At 48.3% G+C, this 22,359-nt stretch carries 18 protein-coding genes; 6 read left to right on the top strand and 12 right to left on the bottom strand.

Annotated features, from left to right (window positions below):
- Positions 1-9 precede the first annotated feature (9 nt).
- The 3 genes from DDZ15_RS11990 to DDZ15_RS11980 all read right to left on the bottom strand — a co-directional run bounded on the left by DDZ15_RS11990 (position 10) and on the right by DDZ15_RS11980 (position 2,883).
- The gene (locus DDZ15_RS11990) at positions 10-1,470 is read right to left on the bottom strand and encodes an alkaline phosphatase (protein ID WP_109647340.1); all 1,461 of its coding nucleotides are present in this window, start codon (positions 1,468-1,470) and stop codon (positions 10-12) included.
- A gap of 150 nt (positions 1,471-1,620) precedes the next feature.
- Positions 1,621-2,031, bottom strand: coding sequence for an acyl-CoA thioesterase (locus DDZ15_RS11985; RefSeq protein WP_109647339.1), 411 nt, complete (start codon positions 2,029-2,031; stop codon positions 1,621-1,623).
- Positions 2,032-2,100: 69 nt separating this feature from the next.
- A complete protein-coding gene (locus DDZ15_RS11980; RefSeq protein WP_199222959.1) occupies positions 2,101-2,883 on the bottom strand; it encodes a 3-keto-disaccharide hydrolase in 783 nt (260 codons plus the stop codon).
- A 195-nt stretch (positions 2,884-3,078) separates the two neighbouring features.
- Between DDZ15_RS11980 and DDZ15_RS11975 the strand changes: the two genes are divergently transcribed.
- Complete coding sequence (locus tag DDZ15_RS11975; RefSeq protein ID WP_158278704.1) at positions 3,079-3,531, top strand: CHRD domain-containing protein; 453 nt, start codon at positions 3,079-3,081, stop codon at positions 3,529-3,531.
- Between the two features lie 44 nt (positions 3,532-3,575).
- Here DDZ15_RS11975 and DDZ15_RS11970 read toward each other — a convergent pair whose 3' ends face one another.
- The gene (locus DDZ15_RS11970) at positions 3,576-4,721 is read right to left on the bottom strand and encodes a 6-bladed beta-propeller (protein WP_109647336.1); all 1,146 of its coding nucleotides are present in this window, start codon (positions 4,719-4,721) and stop codon (positions 3,576-3,578) included.
- Between the two features lie 190 nt (positions 4,722-4,911).
- On the opposite strand from DDZ15_RS11970, the gene DDZ15_RS11965 reads away from it, so the two are divergent.
- Positions 4,912-5,562, top strand: coding sequence for an SDR family oxidoreductase (locus tag DDZ15_RS11965; RefSeq protein WP_109647335.1), 651 nt, complete (start codon positions 4,912-4,914; stop codon positions 5,560-5,562).
- Between the two features lie 100 nt (positions 5,563-5,662).
- Here the strand turns inward: DDZ15_RS11965 and DDZ15_RS11960 are convergent, their stop codons facing one another.
- Positions 5,663-7,165, bottom strand: a complete 1,503-nt coding sequence (locus DDZ15_RS11960; RefSeq protein WP_109647334.1) for a S10 family peptidase — start codon at positions 7,163-7,165, stop codon at positions 5,663-5,665.
- 215 nt (positions 7,166-7,380) lie between these two features.
- Between DDZ15_RS11960 and DDZ15_RS11955 the strand changes: the two genes are divergently transcribed.
- The 3 genes from DDZ15_RS11955 to DDZ15_RS11945 all read left to right on the top strand — a co-directional run bounded on the left by DDZ15_RS11955 (position 7,381) and on the right by DDZ15_RS11945 (position 9,972).
- Positions 7,381-7,755, top strand: coding sequence for a hypothetical protein (locus DDZ15_RS11955; protein WP_109647333.1), 375 nt, complete (start codon positions 7,381-7,383; stop codon positions 7,753-7,755).
- A gap of 177 nt (positions 7,756-7,932) precedes the next feature.
- Positions 7,933-9,057, top strand: a complete 1,125-nt coding sequence (locus DDZ15_RS11950) for a mechanosensitive ion channel family protein (protein WP_109647332.1) — start codon at positions 7,933-7,935, stop codon at positions 9,055-9,057.
- A gap of 27 nt (positions 9,058-9,084) precedes the next feature.
- Positions 9,085-9,972 carry a mechanosensitive ion channel domain-containing protein gene (locus tag DDZ15_RS11945; RefSeq protein ID WP_109647331.1) on the top strand — a complete coding sequence of 296 codons (888 nt, stop codon included), beginning with the start codon at positions 9,085-9,087 and terminating at the stop codon, positions 9,970-9,972.
- Positions 9,973-10,019: 47 nt separating this feature from the next.
- Here the strand turns inward: DDZ15_RS11945 and DDZ15_RS11940 are convergent, their stop codons facing one another.
- From DDZ15_RS11940 to DDZ15_RS11925, 4 genes are all read right to left on the bottom strand, one after another.
- Positions 10,020-11,138 (bottom strand): hypothetical protein, encoded by a 1,119-nt coding sequence (locus DDZ15_RS11940; protein ID WP_109647330.1) that lies wholly within the window; start codon positions 11,136-11,138, stop codon positions 10,020-10,022.
- 299 nt (positions 11,139-11,437) lie between these two features.
- The gene (locus tag DDZ15_RS11935) at positions 11,438-13,177 is read right to left on the bottom strand and encodes a Na/Pi cotransporter family protein (protein WP_109647329.1); all 1,740 of its coding nucleotides are present in this window, start codon (positions 13,175-13,177) and stop codon (positions 11,438-11,440) included.
- A gap of 188 nt (positions 13,178-13,365) precedes the next feature.
- Entirely contained in the window at positions 13,366-13,698 is a 333-nt protein-coding gene (locus tag DDZ15_RS11930) for an ArsR/SmtB family transcription factor (protein WP_109647328.1), read from the bottom strand.
- Between the two features lie 66 nt (positions 13,699-13,764).
- A complete protein-coding gene (locus tag DDZ15_RS11925) occupies positions 13,765-15,297 on the bottom strand; it encodes a bifunctional GNAT family N-acetyltransferase/carbon-nitrogen hydrolase family protein (protein ID WP_109647327.1) in 1,533 nt (510 codons plus the stop codon).
- Between the two features lie 180 nt (positions 15,298-15,477).
- On the opposite strand from DDZ15_RS11925, the gene DDZ15_RS11920 reads away from it, so the two are divergent.
- Complete coding sequence (locus DDZ15_RS11920) at positions 15,478-17,775, top strand: DUF2339 domain-containing protein (protein WP_109647326.1); 2,298 nt, start codon at positions 15,478-15,480, stop codon at positions 17,773-17,775.
- 111 nt (positions 17,776-17,886) lie between these two features.
- Here DDZ15_RS11920 and serA read toward each other — a convergent pair whose 3' ends face one another.
- From serA to DDZ15_RS11905, 3 genes are all read right to left on the bottom strand, one after another.
- A complete protein-coding gene (gene serA / locus DDZ15_RS11915) occupies positions 17,887-19,128 on the bottom strand; it encodes a phosphoglycerate dehydrogenase (RefSeq protein ID WP_109647325.1) in 1,242 nt (413 codons plus the stop codon).
- Positions 19,129-19,344: 216 nt separating this feature from the next.
- The gene (locus DDZ15_RS11910; protein WP_109647506.1) at positions 19,345-20,016 is read right to left on the bottom strand and encodes an FAD-binding oxidoreductase; all 672 of its coding nucleotides are present in this window, start codon (positions 20,014-20,016) and stop codon (positions 19,345-19,347) included.
- Positions 20,017-20,094: 78 nt separating this feature from the next.
- On the bottom strand, positions 20,095-22,332 hold the full coding sequence (locus DDZ15_RS11905; protein ID WP_109647324.1) for an APC family permease: 2,238 nt from the start codon (positions 22,330-22,332) through the stop codon (positions 20,095-20,097).
- Positions 22,333-22,359 lie beyond the last annotated feature (27 nt).

Raw genomic sequence — 22,359 nt, 5'->3', positions numbered from 1 at the left:
CCCGCTGATTTATCCCTGTGCATAGGCGCGTACATCAGCCATATCTACCATCAGGTCAAACAGTTCCGTATTGCGCGCAAATCCGGGAATTCGGTCGCTACCAGGTCCCCATGCGGAGAGCTCCACATAATCCGCTGTGTGATTTGTGCCGATAAAGTAGATGCCGTTGTAGTTTGCAAGCACCCCTGCAAGCACAGCACCCGTTCCCTGCCGGTTTCTGAATGGTGCGCTGAATTTACCCATCAGTGCCTGCTGAACCATGAGTGCCTCACTTCGGGTAATCTGTGTATTGGCGGCATATTCCACAATATCCATAATCCGCTTAACGGTAACTCCGCTTATCGACTCATCGGAGTAGCTGTAATCCAGCTGATCATAGATCCATTCAAAACTGTGACGGTAGTTTTGGAGAGTTGCCAGCATTCCGGGGGATTCTCTGTAACCGGATCCAAGCCCGCTCAGGCCCGGGTTTGCATTTCCATGGTCGGTAGTCAGAATCACAAGTGTGTCGTCTCGCCCGTCTGTAAAATCCATGACGGTTTTTACGGCATCATCAAATGCGATCTGATCATATATGAGTCCGGACGGACAGTTTCCGTGAGCCGCATGGTCCACTCTGCCCCCTTCAATTTGAAGAATAAATCCGTCGTCATTTCTGCTGAGCCGATCAAGCGCGGCATCGGTCATTTCAGCTAATGTTGGAACCGATTGCTGAAGCTCGGGCAGAGTTCTGTGGTCGACGGTGTAGGGTAGGTGTGAGTCATAAAAAACACCTAAAAGCTTGCTGTTACGGGTGGCCCGTGTAAGTTCACCCCTGGATTTAACAACCGTGTACCCCTGTTGCTCATAGTCGCTGTAGAGATCCCTGCCGTCCCGCCGCCTGGATGAATCAAAATGCCTTTTGCCTCCGCCCATCAAAACATCATACCCCCGCTCGAGATATTGCACGGCAATTTCGTCTTCCATACTTCTTGACTGTACATTGGCGCCAAACCCTGCGGGTGTTGCATGGGTGATTCTGGCCGTGCTGACCAGCCCGGTAGACTTGCCCGCATCCCTGAATATTTCACAAATGGTTTTGTGCTGCTCATTGGACGGGCCCCAGTTTACTCCACCGTTATTGATCCGTTTTCCGCTTCCCCAGGAGGAAGAGGCAGCTGCCGAATCGGTAACCACGGAATCGAGTGAGGCCATATCCATCAGCCCCCGGTGATACTCGCTATCCGACTCATACAGCTTGATCCAGTTTGTCTTGTCTCCGAATTGCTGCTGTTTTAAAAGATCTGCCAAAGAGAGGGTGCCGGAGCTCATTCCGTCACTTACCAAAAAAATCACATTTTTAGCGTCTCCGGGAGATGACGTGCTCTTAATAGCCTGCTTCTGTCTGCCTATAAGTCCGCTGCCTAGTGCGACGGTTGATATTGCTCCGGTTCGGAGGAATTCACGCCGGCTGAATCCGTTTTTACTCATAATAGTTGATCAATATTCGATGGGAGAAATTATTGGGACATGTACGTTCTGATAAAGAAACGAACAACTTGCCATAAAGTCGAATTAACTTATGGTAAAGGTCTTCCGGATGTTATACTCAGAAAACAGTCCCGACCGGGCAGAAAAAATTCACGTGCTGAATCGGGACATGGCGCGCTGCAACTTCTCCGGTGGCCTAACGGGCCGCTCATCGGTCATAAAAACCGCGGTAACCACACCGGTCAGCATAAGCTCGTTATCGGGTATCCGGTAAATATCCTGGTAAAAAATGAATCGCACGTTTCCTTTAGGACGTGCATTTATCCTGACCACAAAAGCATCATCACCCTTGAGCGGACGCTTATAGGTTAATTCAACTTTATGAACCACAGCATCAAGACCGTCCCGGTGAAATTCATTAAAATTGACTCCGATATATTTCAGGTATTCATGGCGTGCATGCTCAAGATAATTTTGATAGACGGAATTGTTTACCACACCCTGTGTATCCAATTCGTAGTCGCGAACAGCCATTTCCAGTTCGAATTGATATGAGCTCATAGTTATGAAGCTTTCAGCCTGATATCATTGCGGTGCAGCGTTCTGAATGACAGGGCCGTATGGTTATGGTTAGAGTTCGCGCACCCAGATATTTCTGAAGCTAACGTAATCATCATGATCCTGCAGGCCAATCGGAAGCATTGGGGCATGCGGTTCGTAATGGGAGAGGCCGATGTAAACGGTGGGCCCCTCAAGTTTTTCACGGTGATGAATCAATATGCCGTTATGCATCACGGTTATATATGCGGCCTTAATCAGTTCGCCGTCTTCATCAAAGCGGGGTGCTTCAAAAAAGATATCGTAGCTTTGCCACTCTCCCGGTGCCCGGCTGGCATTTACCGCCGGTGGTTTTTGTTTGTAGATTGCACCTGCCTGCCCGTTGGAATATGTTGGATTTTGCCAAGAGTCCAGAACCTGAATCTCATACAGCCCCATCAAAAATACGCCGCTGTTGCCGCGCCCCTGCCCGCTGCCTTCCACCTCCTCTGGTGTTCGCCATTCAATATGGAGGTGGATGTCGCCGAATGATTGTTTTGTTTTGATGTTTCCGGCGCCGGGTACGACGGTCATAATCCCGTTTTCCACATCCCATTCGGCATCTCCGTATTCATTACTCAGTGCATTCAGGTAGTCGCTGACGCCTCGGATACTTGGAAAATACCCGGGAGCTGACTCCCACTGCGAAAGGCCGGTTCCGTCAAAAAGAATGATGGCATCTGACGGAGGTTCCGCAAAATGACCGGTGGTGTAGACAGAATCTGAAACGGGTGTCCAGTCTTCGGTAAGCTCCGGCCTCCATTCCACCTGCCCTTGTCGGGCACAGGCTGTCTGAATGATGAGAAACAGAGCCAATGTAGATGTTATCCAAAAAGTAATCGGCCTCATAGTGGGGATCTGTTATTTATAATTTTCAACAAATGCTTTAGATATTCGTTATGGATATAGAATGTATGTATTTCACGAGGATGTTGCGAAGGTGAATTTGGTGCTTCGCAGGTAGCGGAGTTTGTTGAACAGTACATGAGAATAAAAATTGGGAGGAGAGATATGAGGTCCGTATTTAAATCTGCACTGGTGTCACTCTTCGGCCTGTGCGCCATCCTGATTATTCCTTATCAGGCTGAGGCACAAATTTCCGCCGAGTTTGACCTTGCCGGATACCACGTGACGGAACCGGTTGGGACGGCGGCTGTCGGTATGGCTGAGGCGACCGTAAGGAGGGATTCACTTATTATATCCGGACACTTTGAAGATCTGAAAGGCAGGTATTGGTCAGCATATATTCACTACGGCGCACCGGGTGAAAAAGGCAACCGTTTGCTTAAGCTGCATGCTGATGTGAGTGACGATCACAGGAGCGGGCGGTTTGACCCTCAAAAAAATGCCTTTAAAATGAGTGATGCAGTGCGTGAGGCGCTGAGTGAAGGCAATCTGTATCTGCTTGTTTCATCCGAACCCCATCGCCAGGGCGAAATCCGGGGTCAGCTTCCCGAATTGTAAACCATGTGCATGTCCAGGCGTGGAAGTTCGGCAGTTGCATGAGATCAGTATTCAAATTCAAACACCGTAACTTCGGGCACGCCGAGATCGGATTGGCTTACAACGTACGCCTTACCATTTCGTACGGCACTCAGGTTCTGATCGCTATCAAAAATTGCCCGATAGGCCGGATTGCCATTCGGGTCGAGGATCAGCCAGGTTCCATTGTTAGCCCCGGGCAGCTGAAGCTGAGCCCAGAGGCGCCCCGTTTCATCGGCCTGCAGCTCACTGAATGCCGGTTTGGTTTCGGGGAATGAGGATATGAGATCCTCTCGTGCAGATGCATTCCCCTCGAGAAGTGATTCGTAACCGGAAAGAATAGAATCTGCATCGGCCTGCGTAAAGGGAGTGTCGGGCAGTTTGATGTCTGCATGGAGTTCAAAAGAGTTGTTGTCAGGCGTCATTTTCATGATCGTTAATGAATCGCTCCAACCGTAGTAGATTGCGCCGTTATAATCATGTGCATACTGAGCCTGCCTGTGCATATCTGACTGAGAAAGAGACATCATCGCAGTGTCACCGTTTCGGATAGTGAAATTCTGATTGGAAGGAACGGTCAGGATGCTGTCGACCAATACATTCCCGGTACCGTCGATCTTGCTGATCACCGACATGTCGTTGCTGTTAGCGGAGATGCTGCCGGTAACAATATGAAATTCGTCCGAATTCAGCGGAAACAATCTTGACAGGAAACCGATTTTATCCTGATCGGCTATAAAATCTGAGTGAAATGTCCACCGACCCTCATTTTTCCGGTAAGAAATTACGCGGCGGCTTGACCAATCCATTACGTGAAGTGCATCGTCAGGTCCGATAGAGACGAGGCCGGGAAACTGGTACTCACCGGGCCCCGAACCGGTTGCGCCAATCTGCTGGATATAATTACCCTGCGGATCCACCGCATGAATGATACGCTGCCGGCCGTCAACCAGAATAATATTCCCTTCAGAGTCCGTATGCAGCTGCGTGATACTTCCCAGAAGCATATCCTCAGACTCTGAAAACCGAAGGGTTTCTTCGGCGGTGAGAACTGGCAGCGACTCAATGCTGAAATCATCTGACTCGCCTTGAGATGAACAACCGCAGAGGATAAAAAAGGATGCTATTAAAATAGAGATCGATTTAATTGCATCGATGGATATGCTTTTCATGTTTATTTTATGATTTCGTTGGCTTTAGATGGTAATTCAATATTAAAGACGAATGTATCGGTTATTTAGTTTTATGCCAATTCAGGAACAAAGGTAATCCGGCCCGGCCATGATCTTTCAAACCGTTGGCTCTGAACGGGATCAGGTGTGAGACTGTTTTTTTGAAAATGATAAATAAACAGAATTTACTATGGAAATTGCTATAGCGGGTGCTCATGGACAAGTTGCCATGCACGTACATCCCATTCTTTCAAAAAGGGGTCATCGGGTAAGAGGAATTATACGAGACCCCAAACAGGCAGATGATCTGAAAAAAGCCGGCGCTGAGCCGGTGATTGCCGACCTTGAGGAAGACGGAGCGGATCAGCTTTCTGAAGCGATTGATACAGCCGATGCAGTTGTATTTGCAGCCGGAGCAGGGCCGGGAAGCGGCAAGGAGCGCAAGTGGACGGTAGATCGCGACGGGGCCGTTAAGCTGATGGAAGCCGCAAAGAAATCTGGCGTGAATCATTTTATAATAATCAGCGCGATGGGGCTGGATACGCCCAGGGGAAGTGAGGTTTTTCAGGTTTATCAGAAAGCAAAAGCAGAAGCGGATGAAGCTCTGAGAAAAAGCGGACTGGATTATACGATCATAAAACCGGGCAGGCTGACCAATGATCCGGGAACGGGTAAAATAAAGGCAGGTAACCTGAAACGCGGTGAGATACCGAGAGAGGACGTGGCCCGCGTCATCGCTTACGTACTGGATCATCCCGACCTGACGAAGGGACTCGAATTTGATGTTCTGAGCGGTGAAAAGCCGGTGGATGAGGCTATAGCTGAGTTGAAAGAACAGTAGTTTAAATTGGTACCGGATAAAAAAATAGCCACGGAAACACAGAGATTTATTTTTTCTCCGTGCCTCTGTGGCTATTCATCTTAGACCTGCAAGATTAATATCAGTATCGGGCAGATTCCCCGTTGGTCGTGGATTCGCGAATAAATTCACGGATATGCTCGTTCGATGTGGCAAGATCTTCCTGACGGAGGTACATCATATGCCCGCTCCTGTATCCCTCAAACCTCAGGCGGTCCTGAACGCGTCCGCTACGGTCCATATTCCACAGTACGTACTTGGCCGAGAAATAATCGGTGGCCCCGTCATAATAGCCTGACTGAACCATTACATGCAGAAACGGATTTTCTCCCATCGCGCGACGCAGGTCAATGCCCGTGTTGTCGTTGCTGTTATCCCACGGACGCACCGGGCCGAAAATGTTGTACTGAAGATCGGTTTCGTATCCCAAAACCTCTCTCAGATAGTAGTTGATTGCAGGGGTAAACGCATGATTCCAGGCCGTCAATGCCGGATCGTGATCGTAGGAGGTGCCTGCATTCATTCGGTCTATTCCGCGATACCGTGAATCAAGCCGGCCTACCGTAAGACCCTCATCCCGTAAAAGCTCCTTCCAGTAAAACGATGTGGGAATGGTGAGGTTATAATCGAGAATGTGCTGCTTATCAATTCCTGAGTATCTGGAGACAGTTTCCGCAATCCGTTCACGCTCAGCACTGTTCAGCATGCCACCTTTTGCAACCGCGGGGAGATATTCATCGATGGTGAACTGCTCCACTTCAGGGAGAATGTCGTACAAATCACGCTGCTGCAGGTCATTTGAAAGTGCGTCATGATACCAGGCGGTAGCCGCATAGTAAGGGAGCTTCAAAATTTGAGACCGTGGTGTCATTGCGGGTGGTTCAAGGCCGAGTCCGGTTGGAGACACCAAGATCACACCGTTCACGAACATCCAGTGAGCGCTCTGAAGGCGCCGTGCAAGACCCGATACACGGGTGGTTCCGTAACTTTCGCCCTTAAGGTATTTGGGTGAGGTCCACCGGCCATGCCTCGTTACAAAATTATCTATCCATTCTGCCAGATATGCAATATCTGCATTCACACCGAAGAAGTCGTCCCGATCCGCATCCTCCGACAAGATGCGTGAAAAGCCCGTATTAACGGGATCGATGTACACAATATCGGCTACATCCAGAATAGAGTGGTTGTTTTCAACCACGCCGTACGGCTGCACCGGATTTCCCTCATCGTCAATTTTAAGAAACCTGGGACCCGTATATCCGATATGCATCCAGACGGAAGCAGATCCGGGGCCGCCGTTAAAAGAGAAAACCAGCGGACGGTTAGCCACATCGGATACATCGGTTTTGCGATAATAAACATAAAAAAGGGATGCAACGGGATTGCCATCCTCGCCCCATACCGGCTGCGTACCGGCAGTAGCTTCATATCGAACACGTTCGCCTTTGATCGTTACCTGGCCCTCGGTTGTTACGGCGCTTTCAGCTTCAAGCTGCCTGCTTTGAGCGATGAGCTCTTCAGATACCGGAAACCCGGTCAAAAACAGGATAAAAAGGCCAATCAGTGCGGAATAAGAGAATTTCATAAAAAGACTGTGTAAATGGTTATGGTTTGATATCGATTCGGTAAAGTGACGTAATATAACGTGAGTTTCCCAAGTAGATCCCTCACGGGAAACTCACGTTAATATAGATTCCACACTCAGCTATTGCAACGCTGTATCATGCGGATCAAAGTGCGGTTACACAATTTTACCGTGAATGCCGGGTTATTGATCTAACGATGAACAAATCCGGCCCTATGAAATACGCACTGTCTGCAGCTGCAATCATTGTACTCACCATTATCACTGGACTGGCTGATGACTCAGAAACGGATATTAACCACAGTAAAGAATCTGCAACTGAAGTACCGGATACGCTGACCGTTTCAGATTATAAGGAGCAGATTGCCGCAGTTCTTCCTGATACAACAGCAGTTCCGGATTCTCTGCTGTTCAAAAAGTTTACCGAAATCTGTAACGGCCTGGGTTATAACATGCCTGTTTTAATACCAGATGAGGAGCTTACCTCATCCATGCCGCAAATTAAGCCTGATAAGGTGGATCAGGGTATTTTTATACCGGGTTTTCAGGATTGCTTAAACGGGCTGAAGGAAGGAAAGAAGCGACCCTGAATAGCGTAAACAGATCTCCCTTTCTGTTTCTCGCCGATTTTACCGCATATTTGACCATTCTGCAGAAAGAGTTGTACAGCGTACATCTCTCGTTTTGAGCCTGATCAGAATTGGCTATTTTTAGGATTGGTCCGGTGCTGTCGAAATTTTCATTAAATGCTGTGAGAAAAAAGAGATATGGAAATATTTACTGAACCCGCCGAGTATGTTTTTGCGGGCAATGAGGTGTGGAGAATTGTTGTTCTGGTATCCGTTATTGCACTTTCGCTGCTTATAGGGAGAGTACTGAAATTTTTCCTGAACCGGGTGGAACCGAAGCTGGAGGAGAGCGGCAGAAAACTGGCTGCTGTAGCTGTTCATGCAGCGGGAATGTCGGTCACGTTTCTCTTTTTTGCTTTTGGACTCAAAGTTGCCATCTCTTTTCTGATTGTTCCGGAAGCATTTCAGGATCTACTGAATACAATACTTGAGCTTTTGGTCATACTGGCGATCGGTCATTTTGTCTACAGGCAGGTAGATGTGGTGGATATCTGGCTGAAGAGATTTTCATCGGACGATTCCGTAAATATTGACGATATGCTCATACCGATTGTGGGCAAATCAATACGGGTGGCGGTAGTTATCCTGGTGGTTCTACAGGCAGCGCAATCACTCAGTGATCAACCGATTACAAGTATTCTTGCCGGTATCGGTATCGGTGGCCTGGCCCTTGGTCTTGCAGCACAGGATACCATACGTAACTTCTTCGGGTCACTGATGATCTTTGCAGATAAACCGTTTAATGTGGGTGAGCTGATCGACCTGGAAGGAAAGCTGGGAAGCGTAGTGGAAGTGGGCGTACGAACCACACGTATTCAAACGCTCGACGGTCACCTTCTTTCTGTGCCAAACGGGAACCTGGCCAATATGACTATCCATAATATTGGTAAACGACCCTATATCCGAAGGGTGTTTGATGTAACCGTTACGTACGATACATCTGCAGATATGGTGGATCGGGCTGTTGAGCTGCTCCGGGAGATTCTGGATAATCATGAGGGTATGAATGAGGATTTTCCGCCGAGGGTCTATTTTGATAACATGAACGCCGACTCACTGAACATAAAGTGCTTTTACTGGTATCACCCTGCAGATTACTGGAAGTACATGGAGTTCACTCAAAAAGTGAACCGTGAAATTTTCCGGAGGTTTAATGAGGAAGGCATCGATTTTGCATTCCCCACACAAACCATCTATCTGGCCGGGGATAAAGACAGGCGGCTTGATATTGGCATCAGAGACCGGAATGGGGATGAAAACTGAAGCCAATAACTATTAAATAAGTATGTGATGCCCCAATCATTTGATCTTTCCGTTTCAGAAACGCTGCTCGAACTGTTAATCATAACAGGTATTCTGGTTCTGTTTCTTGTGATTATCCGGGCTCTTTCAGGAAGATACATCCGAAAGAATGTACACTCTGCTGAGCTCAGGCGCCGGTGGCTGGTCCAGTCGCGCAATGCATTGATACTCATTTTACTGTTGGGTCTTGTTCTGATCTGGGCTGATGAATTGCGAACACTTGCGCTGTCGATCGTTGCCATTGCAGTGGCGTTTGTAGTGGCCACAAAAGAGTTGATACTTTGTCTCACCGGGTCAATTCTGAAAACGGGTTCACGCTCTTTCAATATCGGAGATCGCATTCAGGTTAAGGATTTTCGGGGTGATGTTATCGACCAGAATTTACTGGCCACAACCATACTTGAAGTCGGTCCGGGCAAAATAACCCATCAGCGAACCGGGCGGATGACAACCATTCCGAATGCGCTGTTTCTGTCGGAACCGGTTATAAACGAAAGCTTCACACACGATTACGTACTGCACGTTTTTACGGTTCCATTCAAGATGCAGGATGACTGGAGGCTGGCCCAAAAAATGTTTCTGGAATCGGCAAACCGTCATTGCGGTTCTTATATTGAGGAAGTTCGCAGATATATGGAGGACGTGAGTGAAAATCGAGGGCTTGAGGTTCCTTCGGTTGATCCGCGTGTCACCATTCAGGTTCCGGCTGCAGGAGAGGTTCATTTAATCATTCGCATTCCCACGCGATCGGGACAGAGAAGCTTCATTGAACAGGCTATTCTGGCAGACGTGCTCACATCAAATAATTTCCAGGCAGGCACACATGTTGATGAACCACCGAAGAAAACGGATATGGAAGACGATGTGGAATCGTGATGCCGAAGACCTGAAAAGGGCCAATCGAACATGATATCATCGGTCTGTCACTGCTGCCAGCCAATCCATTCCATTAGCTCACGGTTGATATCCGGATTAATTGAGATCGCCAGAATGATGGATACCGCCAGGCCGATGGCTGCATACAAAATATCTCTTTTAATCAGGCGAAACGTTCGTTTATAGGGTTTACCGTGACCATGCTGATCCATGAAGCTCATGGCCAGCTCGCGCCCGGCAAGCAACCCGATAAAAACCCAGGTTGTGCTCATGGGTACATTGCTCAGCTCCTTGAAGAAAAAAAGTAAGATTGCATAAATAAAATCGATAATGGTTGCTGCCCGCACATCCGTTACGTGAGACTTTTCAGTGACAATTTCTTGAATTTTGTCACCCCGCAGATAAAACAGAACACCCAATCCGGCAAATATAAACCCGGCAAAACCCAGAAACTGAGCAGAGGAGAGGCTTCTGGGAAGATAAACAGCTACATTTGCAATGTCCTGCATTACCCATACAGACCAAAGCGTGCCTGAAGTAATCCATTGCAAAACCCTCCAATAGGGTTTTGCGGTGCCGGTAAAGTTTCTTGATATCCATCGGGAAATGAGGGTCCAAACGGTGATTCCGGCCACAAAAGCGGTGATGTATCCGCCCAGGCTTTTTGTCAGCATATCAAAAATACCGTTAAGGTCGGCTGAGAAGCAGCTCAGGATTAGAAACGTTGTGGAGACCGGCATCCGCAACCGGGTTATAATGAGCAGAAAAATGGGTGCCGCTATTTGCAGAAAGGTGAACCGGTCCGGTGCCTCGGCGAGTGCCGGTGTGGCCAGTCTCTGATAGCTTACATCCCCGCTGTAGGTAAACCAGCTATAGGTTACCGTAAAAAGAAAAATGCCTCCTATAAAGAACCAGAGCTGGTACCATGCACGATCGTGATTCGATGCCAGAAATGTGCCTATGGTCTGGATACTGTCGTTTGCGATTGCTGAGTAGGCAGCAAGCATAAACCCAATCCACATGGCATATTCAGGAAAAGGATGCCAATAGCCCGCAGCAAAAAAGCATATGCCAATGAGAATCAGAAAGATTCTCTCTTTTTTTATCAGTTCGATGAACTGATAATATGTGGTAAGAAGGGACCTTTTAACCTGTAAACCTTTCATGGCTACGCAAATACAGTATGGATGGCAGATCTGCATCTTTTGCCCTGCAGGGCTATGCAAGCCACGAACATACCATACAATTGCTAATGCATGATTAAGCCGCTGTTATGCTAAGATTATGTACCGCTTATCATGAGGTACCAAACGGGGAGGGGCTTATTTAAAAAAAGGAGTACATGATATGATCAGGAGATGTTACGCTGTAGCAGGCAACACACAAAACACAATCGGACCGAAGCGGGCAGGGTCAGGGTCACCGTCACCGTGAATACCAGAAAGCCGTATGTCAGAGCAACTGATTATCTGCCGACTTCGAGATCTGTGTGGGTCTTAAGTTTTTTCCCCGCCAGGGCTTCATTCACATTGAAAAGGTGATCCCCGATCTTTTCGAGCCTGGTCACAAAATCGAGGAAGAATACACCCGCTTTCGTACTGTAGGCTCCCTGTTCAAGCCGTGCATAGTGCGCATCTTTCATTGTATCGCGTGCAGCATTGATTTTGTTTTCCAGTTTTATTGCTTTGTCGAGATTAACCGGTTCACCATTCGAGGAGTCCATGTTCTTTCTCATCAGCTTGATTGCAGAACGCACCAGATCGAGGTAGTCGCTAACCTCATGCATGGCATCATCGGGCAATCGCACATTTTCTCTCTCCATTTGCTGAAAGGTTTTTGACATCTGGAAATAGAGATCACCGATACGTTCCAGGTCATTAATCATGCTGTGCATTGCACGGATTTTGCGCGTGGATGTATCGGTAAGGTTGGAGCTGGAGATCTTGGTTAGATATTCGGCAACCTCCAGTTCAATATTGTCCGTGATCTGTTCCCTCTTCTCGATTTTCTTGAGAAATTTTTCGTGTTTTTTCTGCTTTTTGAAAAAGAGTGCGGAGAAACTGAAGTGCATCTTCTCAATCAGTTTTCCAAAAAGTTCTATCTCCTTGTGAGCCTGTGCTATGGATAGCTCGGCAGACGACATCAGCCCGGTTGAAATATATTGCAGCCTGAAAGCTTCGTCCGATTTGTCCGTATCTTTTTGCATGCGTTCCACAAATTTGACAATCCGTGGCGTGAGGCCAACCAGCAAAATCACATTGAGGATGTTAAATGTAGTATGAAAGAGGGAAAGCCCGAGGGTTGCACTGGCACGGGCGGCTTCAGAATCCCCGAAGATGGAACCGGCTTCGGGAGTAAAGTACTGCATTACACTGTCTATCCCGTTCAGAAAGGGCCCAATGAGGGTGATCATCCAAATCACCCCGAACACATTGAATATAAAGTGAAAGCGTGCCGCCCGTTTGGCGTGAACATTCCCCACAATCGCAGCAAGGTTTGCCGTAACGGTCGTACCAACATTTTCTCCAAGTACCATGGCCGCGGCAATGGGGAAATCGATCCATCCCTGAAAAAGCATAACCAGTGTAATGGCGGTTGCCGCGGATGATGACTGCGTGAGGAGGGTAAGCAGTGTACCAATAAAGACAAAGAGGATAATCGACAGGAAACCGAATTCCGTGAGGCCATCCAGGGCTGCAAACATCTCCGGATTATCCTGAATATTGGGTACGCCGTTTTTGATAAACTCAAGGCCGATAAACAGAATACCAAACCCGATCATGGCCTCAGCCAGGTTCTGAAGCTTTTCGCGGCCGAAAAACATGAAAGGAAAAAAGATCCCAATCATGCTGATGGCTACCGGAGTGATTTGCATTTTGAATCCAAATACAGAAACCATCCAGGCTGTAACGGTAGTTCCGATATTTGCCCCCATTACCACACCGGTAGATTCCAAAAACGTGATTAGGCCTGCATTAACAAAACTGACCACCATAACGGTTGTGGTGGATGAAGACTGGGTAATTGTGGTTGCTGTGAAACCGGTGAGTATGCCGCGGAAGCGGCTCGTTGTCATTCCCTTTAAAATAGCCCTTAGCCTGTGACCGGCAACTTTTTGCAGCCCGTCACTGAATATTTTCATTCCGAATATGAAGATACCCAAAGCTCCTACCAGCTGGAGAAAATCAAAAAACGTATATGTCATTGAGTTGTATTATATCAGATCAGAGCAAAACCGAACCAAAATGAGCCCTGAATATGAGCATAAAGCAATGTAGTCTGCAAGTTAAATAATTATTTGAGAACCTTGAAAAAGCTTACATGGGTAATCGATGATATTTATGCAGTGACGTAAGTTCAACGTTTCACTAAACGACCGCTGTAACCTGAAGATCAGCAACAGGTTTTTATGAGTTCGTCAGAAAGTTCAGACAAAAGGAATTGGAGTTCACGGACTCCATCCGGATTGAGGCAGTAGCAGGTGCGGACCCCCTCTATCTCACCCTTTATCAGTCCGGCGCGCCTGAGTGCTTTCAGGTGCTGTGACACCGTGGATTGAGCCAGGGGAATCTGCTCGGTGATATCACCGCAAAAGCATGTGTTTCGGCTGGCCAGTATCCTGAGAATGGCGATTCGGGCCGGGTGCCCCAACGCCCTGGCCAGTTCGGCGGACCGCTTGTTGGAAGGATCATCAATCGATATAGTTGGGTGGTCTGGTTCATTCATAAGATCATCGCGATTTTACGATGAACTTATGAAGACCTGCACCGGGATCAAAGAACAGACGTTACATTAACGATTGGCGGCCTTCTTGATAATCACATCATACAGATCCGTGCGGCGATCTTTCATGGTTCGCACACTGCCCTGTTCGTGAAGCTCCTTGAGCAGGTCAAGATCCACATCCACAATCAGGATCATCTCCGTGTTTGGCGTGGCTTCCGCCTTGATGCCGTTTGTGGGAAATGAAAAATCGCAGGGCGTAAAAACCACCGATTGTGCAAACGAGATATCCATGTTGTGAACCTTGGGCAGGTTACCCACGCTGCCTGCAAGGGCTACATAGCATTCATTTTCAATGGACCGTGCAATGGCGCAGTTGCGCACCCTGGAATATCCATTCTGCGTATCGGTAAGAAAGGGAACAAAAAGGATGTCCATGCCCTGATTTGCAAGCAGACGGCTCAGTTCGGGGAACTCCACATCATAGCAGATAAGGATTCCTATCTTGCCGGCATCGGTATCGAAGGTCTTTATCTGGTTACCCCCGCTCATCCCCCAGACCTTCACTTCATCGGGAGTGGGATGAATTTTTTCGTATCTCTCAATCTCTCCGTTCCGTTTGCAGAGATAGCCGATATTTTTGAGTACATCATCCTTAAACTCCGGCATGCTGCCCGTAATAATGTTCACATTATAGGAGATGGCAAATTCTGCCAGGGTATCGCGCATGCGATCGGTATAACCGGCAAGCTGACGAATGGCATCAGCCTCGGAGAGGTGATTGTATTCAGCCATCAGCGGTGCATTTACATATTCCGGGAAGAGCAGAAAGTCTGCTCTGTATCCAGATACGGCATCCACAAAGTATTCGATCTGCTCGGTAAGATCGTCCCAGCCCTTGTATGGCCTCATGCCCCACTGCACCAGCCCAAGCCTCACCACGGATTTATCAGGTTTATACTTTTTTTCAGGTTTGGAGTAATAGATGTTGGCCCACTCCAGGATGGCGGCAAAAGATTCGGAAGCATCGTCTTCGGGAAGATAGTTTTTTACCACCCGCTTCACATGAAAGTCGTTTGACAGCTGAAAGTTGAGAACGGGATCATGAATCTCCTTGCTTTTCACCTTCCGGATGTACTGTTTGGCTGTAAGGTCGTCATACTTATGAAAACTGGGCAGCCTGCCGCCTATGATGATGCTCCGAAGGTTCAGTTCTTCGCAAAGCTCTTTCCGGTAATCGTACAGCCGCCTGCCAAGCCTCATCCCCCGAAACTCCGGATCTACCATCATATCAAGCCCGTAAAGTGTGTCACCATCAGGTGTATGGGTATTAAAGGAGTCGTTTCCGGTGACATCAAGATAGGTATGGTTATCATCAAACCGGGAGTAATCGATGATAATGGCCATCGCACAGGCAACCAGCCGTCCGTCAATCTTGATTACAACCTGACCTTCCGGAAAAATGGATGTAAGGGTTCGGATCTGTTCTTTGCTCCAGGCCGGATCATTAATTTTGGGATAACACGTATGCATCAGATCCTGCAGCTCCTTATAGTCACTGAATTTAAGGTACTCAAGGTCAATTTTTTCAATGTTTTTCATGGCAGAAAAGCGTGATGGTTACAACAGTGAAAATGAGATTAAAAGGTAAGAAAGGCAGCAGCGAAATAAGAATAATGTCAGAAGATACCTATAAAGAGATCAGAGAGCATCCGTCTTTTACCGGTTATGAATTGAAATAAATTTCTGTATAATGGCAATTCATCCAATTAAATATGTGATATGGCTTACGATGATCCAAAACTGAACCGGCTTATGGAGCGGTTGAGGGAGCTCGAAGAGAAACAGAACAGGTTCCTGGATGAGATCAGAGAGATCAGAACAGAGATAGACCGTTTATCCGGCGCTGAAAGCAGTGAGAACGTGTCGTTATCGGAACGCATTGCAGAGAAAGACCAGGATAAGAAAGAGGCTGAAGAGCCCGGCAGGCTTACCCGCCGGCTTGTAAAAGCCAGAGAAGGCAAAGAAACGTGGGTATCCAGGATAAAAGGGATCACCTCAGACGACATGGAGGCTTTTATCGGAGAGAACCTGATCAGCAAGATCGGCATCGTGATTACCATTATCGGTGTGGCCATTGGAGCGCGGTATGCGATCGATAACGATCTGATCAGTCCGCTAATGCGGATCGTTTTGGGATATGTTCTTGGTACTGCACTGCTGCTCACGTCTGCAAAACTGCAAAAGACCATGACCCGCTTCAGTGCGGTCCTGTTCAGCGGATCGATGGCCATATTTTATATCATCACATTTGCAGCCTACAGCTTTTACGACCTGATGCCCCAGGCAGCAGCCTTTATACTGATGGTATTGATCACCATTGCCGCAGTATCGGTATCTGTATACCTGAATATGCAGCCCGTAGCCCATATTGCACTGGTCGGTGCCTATGCGGTACCGTTTTTGGTAGGCGGGGAGGGCACACTCAGCTCTTTTTTCCTCTATATGGTGATTATCAATACCGGTGTTCTGATAACGGCCACGTATAAATACTGGAAAAAACTCACCTATACGGCTTTTCTGTTTACATGGTTAATCGTTGCCTCATGGTATTGGGGAGACTATGAGTCGGGGGCGGATTTTGGAATCACCATTACCTATACACTTATCTTTTTTCTCATTTTTTATGGTTCGGCACTTGCCTACAAATTGCTCCGTGTACAGGAGTTTGAGCGCGGCGACATCTGGATTATTCTGACCAATGCATTTCTGTTTTATGCATTTGGCTACGCTATGATGAACGGGGCTGATCTCACGGGCTCCTGGGCGGGATTCTTCACGACCGGAAACGCACTGATTCATGCGGCAGCAGCTGTGATTGTCTACCGGTCCGGTTTTTCCGACCGAAAACTTCTCTGGCTTATTTCAGGACTGGCCATCACATTTTTTACGCTTGCGATTCCGGTGGAACTGGAAGGGAGCTGGGTAACGCTGCTCTGGAGTGCTGAAGCCGCCCTTCTTTTCACCATCGGCCGGCAGTATAAAACAGGATTCTATGAGCGCATGTCACACCCGGTGCTCTTCCTGGCATTTTTCAGCCTCACGATTTCCTGGGAAAATGCATATTCGCTTTACAGGATTGAACAAATGGAAGATGCCTTTTTTCCGCTTCTCAATATTCACTTTTTTACATCTCTCTTTTTTATTGCCTGTACAGGCTGGATTGTGTGGAAAGATTCGGTTGGTCCGGAATCATTCAGCGGTCCCTATCAAAATTCCGCCTTTAACAGCCTGGTTAGCCAGCTGATTCGGCTGTTGTTCATCATTGCACTGTTTTTTGCTTTTCGCCTGGAAATCAGCGGCTATGTACACCAGCTGTATGCTGCATCAATGCCGCCGAATAATGAAGATCTGCTTCATTTTGGAACCCTCTGGGGGTACAACTATGCGATGCTCTTTATCGGTTTGCTGATTCTGGCAGTTGCCGACCGTGTCAGGCGCAATGATCTGTCGGTTCTGCTTTTTGCAGCCGCAACCGTTTGTGCCGCTCTCTTTCTTGTGAGGGGGCTGGAGGTGCTTGAACTGCTTGAGCTGAGTTACCTGAATGCGGAAGTTAATTTCGATTATGCTTCAGGCCCGTTTCATATCGGAATACGGTATGCCTGCTTTGCCTTTCTGGCATTCATGATAATCGTTACAGGTCGCATGAGCTATCGAAACTATGCACAAAAGAACCTGAACCGTGTATTTGAGGGACTGGCAGCGTTGGTGCTTTTGTGGGTGCTCAGCGATGAGCTGACGCTTTGGATGGATGTCAGCGAAGCGGCACAGCCCGACAAACTGGGGCTGAGCATTCTGTGGGGAGCCTATGCACTCGCCGTAATTGCCCTTGGAATCCGGAAAGAGAAGAAACACCTGCGAATCGGAGCGATTGCCCTGTTGGGAGTGACGCTGATAAAGCTCTTTTTCTACGACCTGGCGGATCTGGACGCGATTGCACGGACCGTGGTGTTTGTAATTCTTGGCTTATTGCTGCTGCTGGCGTCCTACCTGTATAATAAATACCGAAAAGAGCTTTAAATGGCTCCCGGCCCATATTGATTCCTTCGGGGCATAAACTTTCTGCACAGGTTTGCAGATTTACTCATTGGGGTGTGTATTCGAATTGCAAACTCAGTAAGACACGGGTTCTCAGTACAATATCCTTGAGCGGATGGTGTATTTAACGCCGCTGAGTTTTTCAATCAGCGCTTCGTCGTACTGTTTATCAATATCCAGCACTACGTAGCCAATCTCCTCATTGGTTTTAAGGTACTGCCCAAGGATGTTGATGTTCATGTCCGAAAGGATTCGGTTTATTTCGGAGAGCACACCCGGCTTGTTTTCATGAATATGGAGAATCCGGTGCGCATTTTTTTGTGTGGGCAGGTTCAGTTCAGGTACAGAGTGTGATCCTACGGTGGTGCCGTTATCTATCAGGTTGATAATTTTAGTGGAAACATCCACGCCGATATTGAACTGGGCTTCGAGGGTGGAGCCCCCGATATGTGGTGTGAGAATGACGTTGGGCAGATTCTGAAGCTCTGAATGAAAGCGTTCATTTTTGGACTCGGGTTCTTTGGGGTAGACATCAATTGCCGCTCCCGAAATATGGCCGGATTCAATGGATTCTTTAAGGGAATGGATGTCCACCACGGATCCTCTCGAAAGATTCAGCAGTATGCTCCCCTTTTTCATTTTTGAAAGCTGATCTGTACCTATCATCATATAGGTGTCGGGTGTGGCGGGGACGTGCAACGTAATAATGTCGCAGGTTTCAAACAGGTCATCCATGGATTCCACTCTTCGAGCATTTCCCATGGGCAGTTTTGGTAAAATATCGTAGTAGGATACTTTCAGTCCCATGCTTTCGGCAAGTACAGACACCTGTGAGCCAATATGGCCATACCCGATAATGCCGATACGCTTTCCCCGGATCTCGTAGCTTTCCTTTGCATCTTTTAGCCAGACACCCTCATGAGCCTTTTTGTCACGCAGCGGTATTTTTCGAAGCAGCATGATCGACTCGGCAATTACAAGCTCCGCTACGGATCGCGTGTTGGAATAGGGAGAGTTGAAAACCGTGATTCCCGCCCGCATGGCCGCCGTCAGATCCACTTGATTGGTGCCAATGCAGAAACAGCCGATGGCTTTGAGCTTGCCGGCTTTCTGTATTACTTCTTCGGTGATCTGCGTTTTGGAGCGTATGCCAATTACATGGACATCACCTATTTTTTCGAGCAGTTCTTTTTCGCTCCAGGCTACGTCGTGCCGTTCAACATTTGTAAAACCGTTTTTATTGAGGTTTCTGACGGCGGAGGGATGGATGCCTTCCAGAAGCAGAATTCTGATATTTTCTTTGGGATAGGAGAGGGTGTCGTTTACCTGCGTCATACCTGGGGTGAAGTCCGTAATTTTATTAATAGGGATCACGGAAATGTAAGTAACTAAAAGCAGAAAAGAATCCGGGAAGCGGTTTCATGCCGAAAGAATATGCATAAGCAAAAACATGGTATGTCTGATGGAATCCGCAAAAGGTGATTGCTCTAATCGACGTGAGGGATGGGAACGTTGGTCTGTGTTGAACAGACATACCATGTTAGGTACGAACTACTCCTCAAATACCAGTGCATCCGGATCAGCGCCCAGCTCTTTCAGGTAGCCCATCATAGCTTTATTAAACGGCTGGGGACCGCACACGTAAAAGGGCTGGCTGAAATCATCAATCTTGTCATCCAGAAACGGCTTGTCGATAAATCCATCAAGAAACAGGTGATCGTCGGTTGGCTCATCGGTAATTACGCTGATAAAATGATCACCCAGCATATCCTCAAACTCTTTTTCAAGGATCACGTCCTGATCTGTCTTATTGGAGAAAATGAGTCTGTTTTCACCCAGTTTCCCTTTTTTATCCAAATCCCTGAAGATGGCTATAAACGGCGTGACACCGGCTCCGCCTGCGATGAAAACTCCTTCGCCCTTGTATTCAATGGTTCCCCAGGGATCGTCGATAATCAATGCATCCCCTGTTTCCAGTCTGCCAATCTGTTCGGTAACGCCATTGTGATCCGGATAGGATTTGATCACAAATTCGAGATATGGATCCGAGTTGAGCGAGGTAAATGTGAAGGGCCGCTTTTCATCCCGCCAGCCGTCTTTGTCGATGGCCACCTCCGTAGCCTGTCCGGGCGTGAATGAGTAGCCTTCAGGTTTCTCAAAGCGATACCGTCGTACATCGTGGGTTACGTCCTGAATGTCTGTGATGGTGAGTGTGTGTGGCATGTCTGTAATTTTTTTAATGTATACTAAAACTACAAATCTCCGGGAATTTTCATTCATCCTGACATGTCAGAAACTGCTTCACTCCTCATACGCATCTTGCTGCAGCAGTACGTCGCCATAGGAGATCTCTTCCCCGGCCAGTACCATCAGGGTGGTGGGCAGTCCGCTCAGCCGTTTCTGGATGGATTCATAATAGGCGTCAAAGTTTTCGTCCGGCTCAGCCATGCCCATCATGATCAGGTCGGCCCCCGCAGATGATTCATGCAGCACCTCATTGAATGTACGGCTGCCGGAAACGATAATTTCTGCCTTTGCACCGGTACGCAGACGTTTGATCATCGCATTGAGGTTAGCACGAGCGTCCTCCGCAGCCTGCTCGTCAGACACCATCATTTTAATGGTTACCTCCGATCCCCACCAGCTTCGGCTGCTCTGCAGCAGGTAGGCGACAATCATCATCAGTCCGCCGTTGCCTTTGAGTCCGCCCCACCACAGGTCGATGCGCTTCCTCTCCCTGAAAACCATGCCCTCATCATTGTCGTGAAGAATGAGAACGTTACGGCCCATTCGGTTGAAGCCTGCCACCATCTTGCAGTAGTCGGACCGGATATCCGGATTTTCACTGTCGCCCAGAATAATCGTGTTGGGAACAAGCGGTCCCAGTCCGTACGACTGCACCAGCTCCCCCGCCCCGCTGAATGCGTTATCGGCATTGGTAACGCGAACGAGCCCCTGAATTCCGCGTTTGGAGAGAAAGTCGCGGATATTTTCCTGCATTTTTTCCCGTCGCTGCGTAGGGATGTTACTGCCTGTAAGAACGGTTGCAATGGTAAGAATACCGCGGTTGTGGGTGATAGAGTTGGCAAAATCGATCAAATGCCACCGTTTGGTGGGGGCGCCGGAGAGTACCAGGGGGTTCGGACGCCAGGTTTTGGCTTCCGACTCGTGGCTGATGCGCAGAAGCCCTGTCCGGATAAGTGCCATCCAAAGCCCTTTGCCGACATCGCCCCAGGCGGTTTTCATCTCCCGGCGCTGCAGCCACAGGAAGATGGCAATCACAAAGATAAAGGCCAGCGTCGTTGCAACGGCATTGATCAGAAACATAACGGCCAGGCAGCCCAGGGCTCCCAGAATGGAAAAGCTCCAGTGAACCCTGAATTCAGGACGAAATGAAGGGCTGTCGAGCAGTCGTTCGATACCGGCTGATGCATTAAGCACTCCGTATGTCGTAAGGAAAAACATGGTAAGAATCGGGGCAATGACGTTCAGATTGCCCAAAAACACGGCAACCAGTGCAATGATCATAGTAATAAATGTGCCGATGCGGGGGGAATCATCCTCACCGCTTCCGGTTCCAAGCCAGCGCAGCCACCGGGGCAGCACACCGTCACGTGCCAGGGCCTGAAGTACACGCGGAGCTCCTAAAACGCTTCCCACGGCGCTTGAGAGCGTAGCACCCCACACACCAATCAGAATGGCATCTCCCCAATAGGCCATTCTCCTCATAACGAGAGGGTCCTCAATTAGTGTTAGCGCATCGGCCCTTGTGGCCAGAATCACAGGCAGAATCATGTAAATCAGGTAACCGGTGCCGATGGCGTAAAAGGTGCCTTTGGGTATCGATTTTGCGGGGTTCTCGAGATCACCCGACATGTTTACGCCGGCCATGATTCCGGTAACGGCAGGGAAAAAGACGGCAAATACAACCCAGAAGCTTTCTGAATTCCGCTCCGAGGCCCCCCAAAGTTCAATGGTTGATTCTTCCACCGCTCCGCCAAAGAAGAGTGAAAGAAGCGAGAGCGCTATGCCGAACATGATGAAATACTGAGCGCGAATGGCAACTTTGGCTGAGATCATCGCCAGTACGGCCACAAACACAGTGGTTCCCATACCAACCAGTTTGAAATTGAGACCCGGAAAGACACTTACAATACTTTCCGCAAAACCAACGGTGTAAAGGGCAACTGAAAGGGCAAGTGCGATGTAAAGAGGGATGCCTATGGCCCCGCCTGTTTCAATGCCCAGCGACCGGCTGATCATGTAGTAGGCACCACCGATCCTTACTCTCTGGTCTGTGGCAATGGAAGCGACCGAAAGCGCCGTTAAAAAGGTGATGGATGTGGCCAGCGTAACGATGATCAGGGTTCCCAGCAAACCCACATTTCCAACAACCCAGCCGAAACGCAGGTACATGATTACCCCCAGAATGGTAAGAATGGAAGGGGTAAATACACCTCCGAATGTGCCAAGGCCGCCTTGTTTGGGGGCAGCCACTTTTTCAGGTCGCGGGAAAAGTTGTCTGATGGGGTTTTTCATAAAAAAGCTGCCGCAAACAGATTGCTG

The organism is Rhodohalobacter mucosus (assembly GCF_003150675.1).
Classification (GTDB): Bacteria; Bacteroidota; Rhodothermia; order Balneolales; family Balneolaceae; genus Rhodohalobacter; species Rhodohalobacter mucosus.
This window is presented reverse-complemented; position numbering and strand designations above follow the sequence as displayed.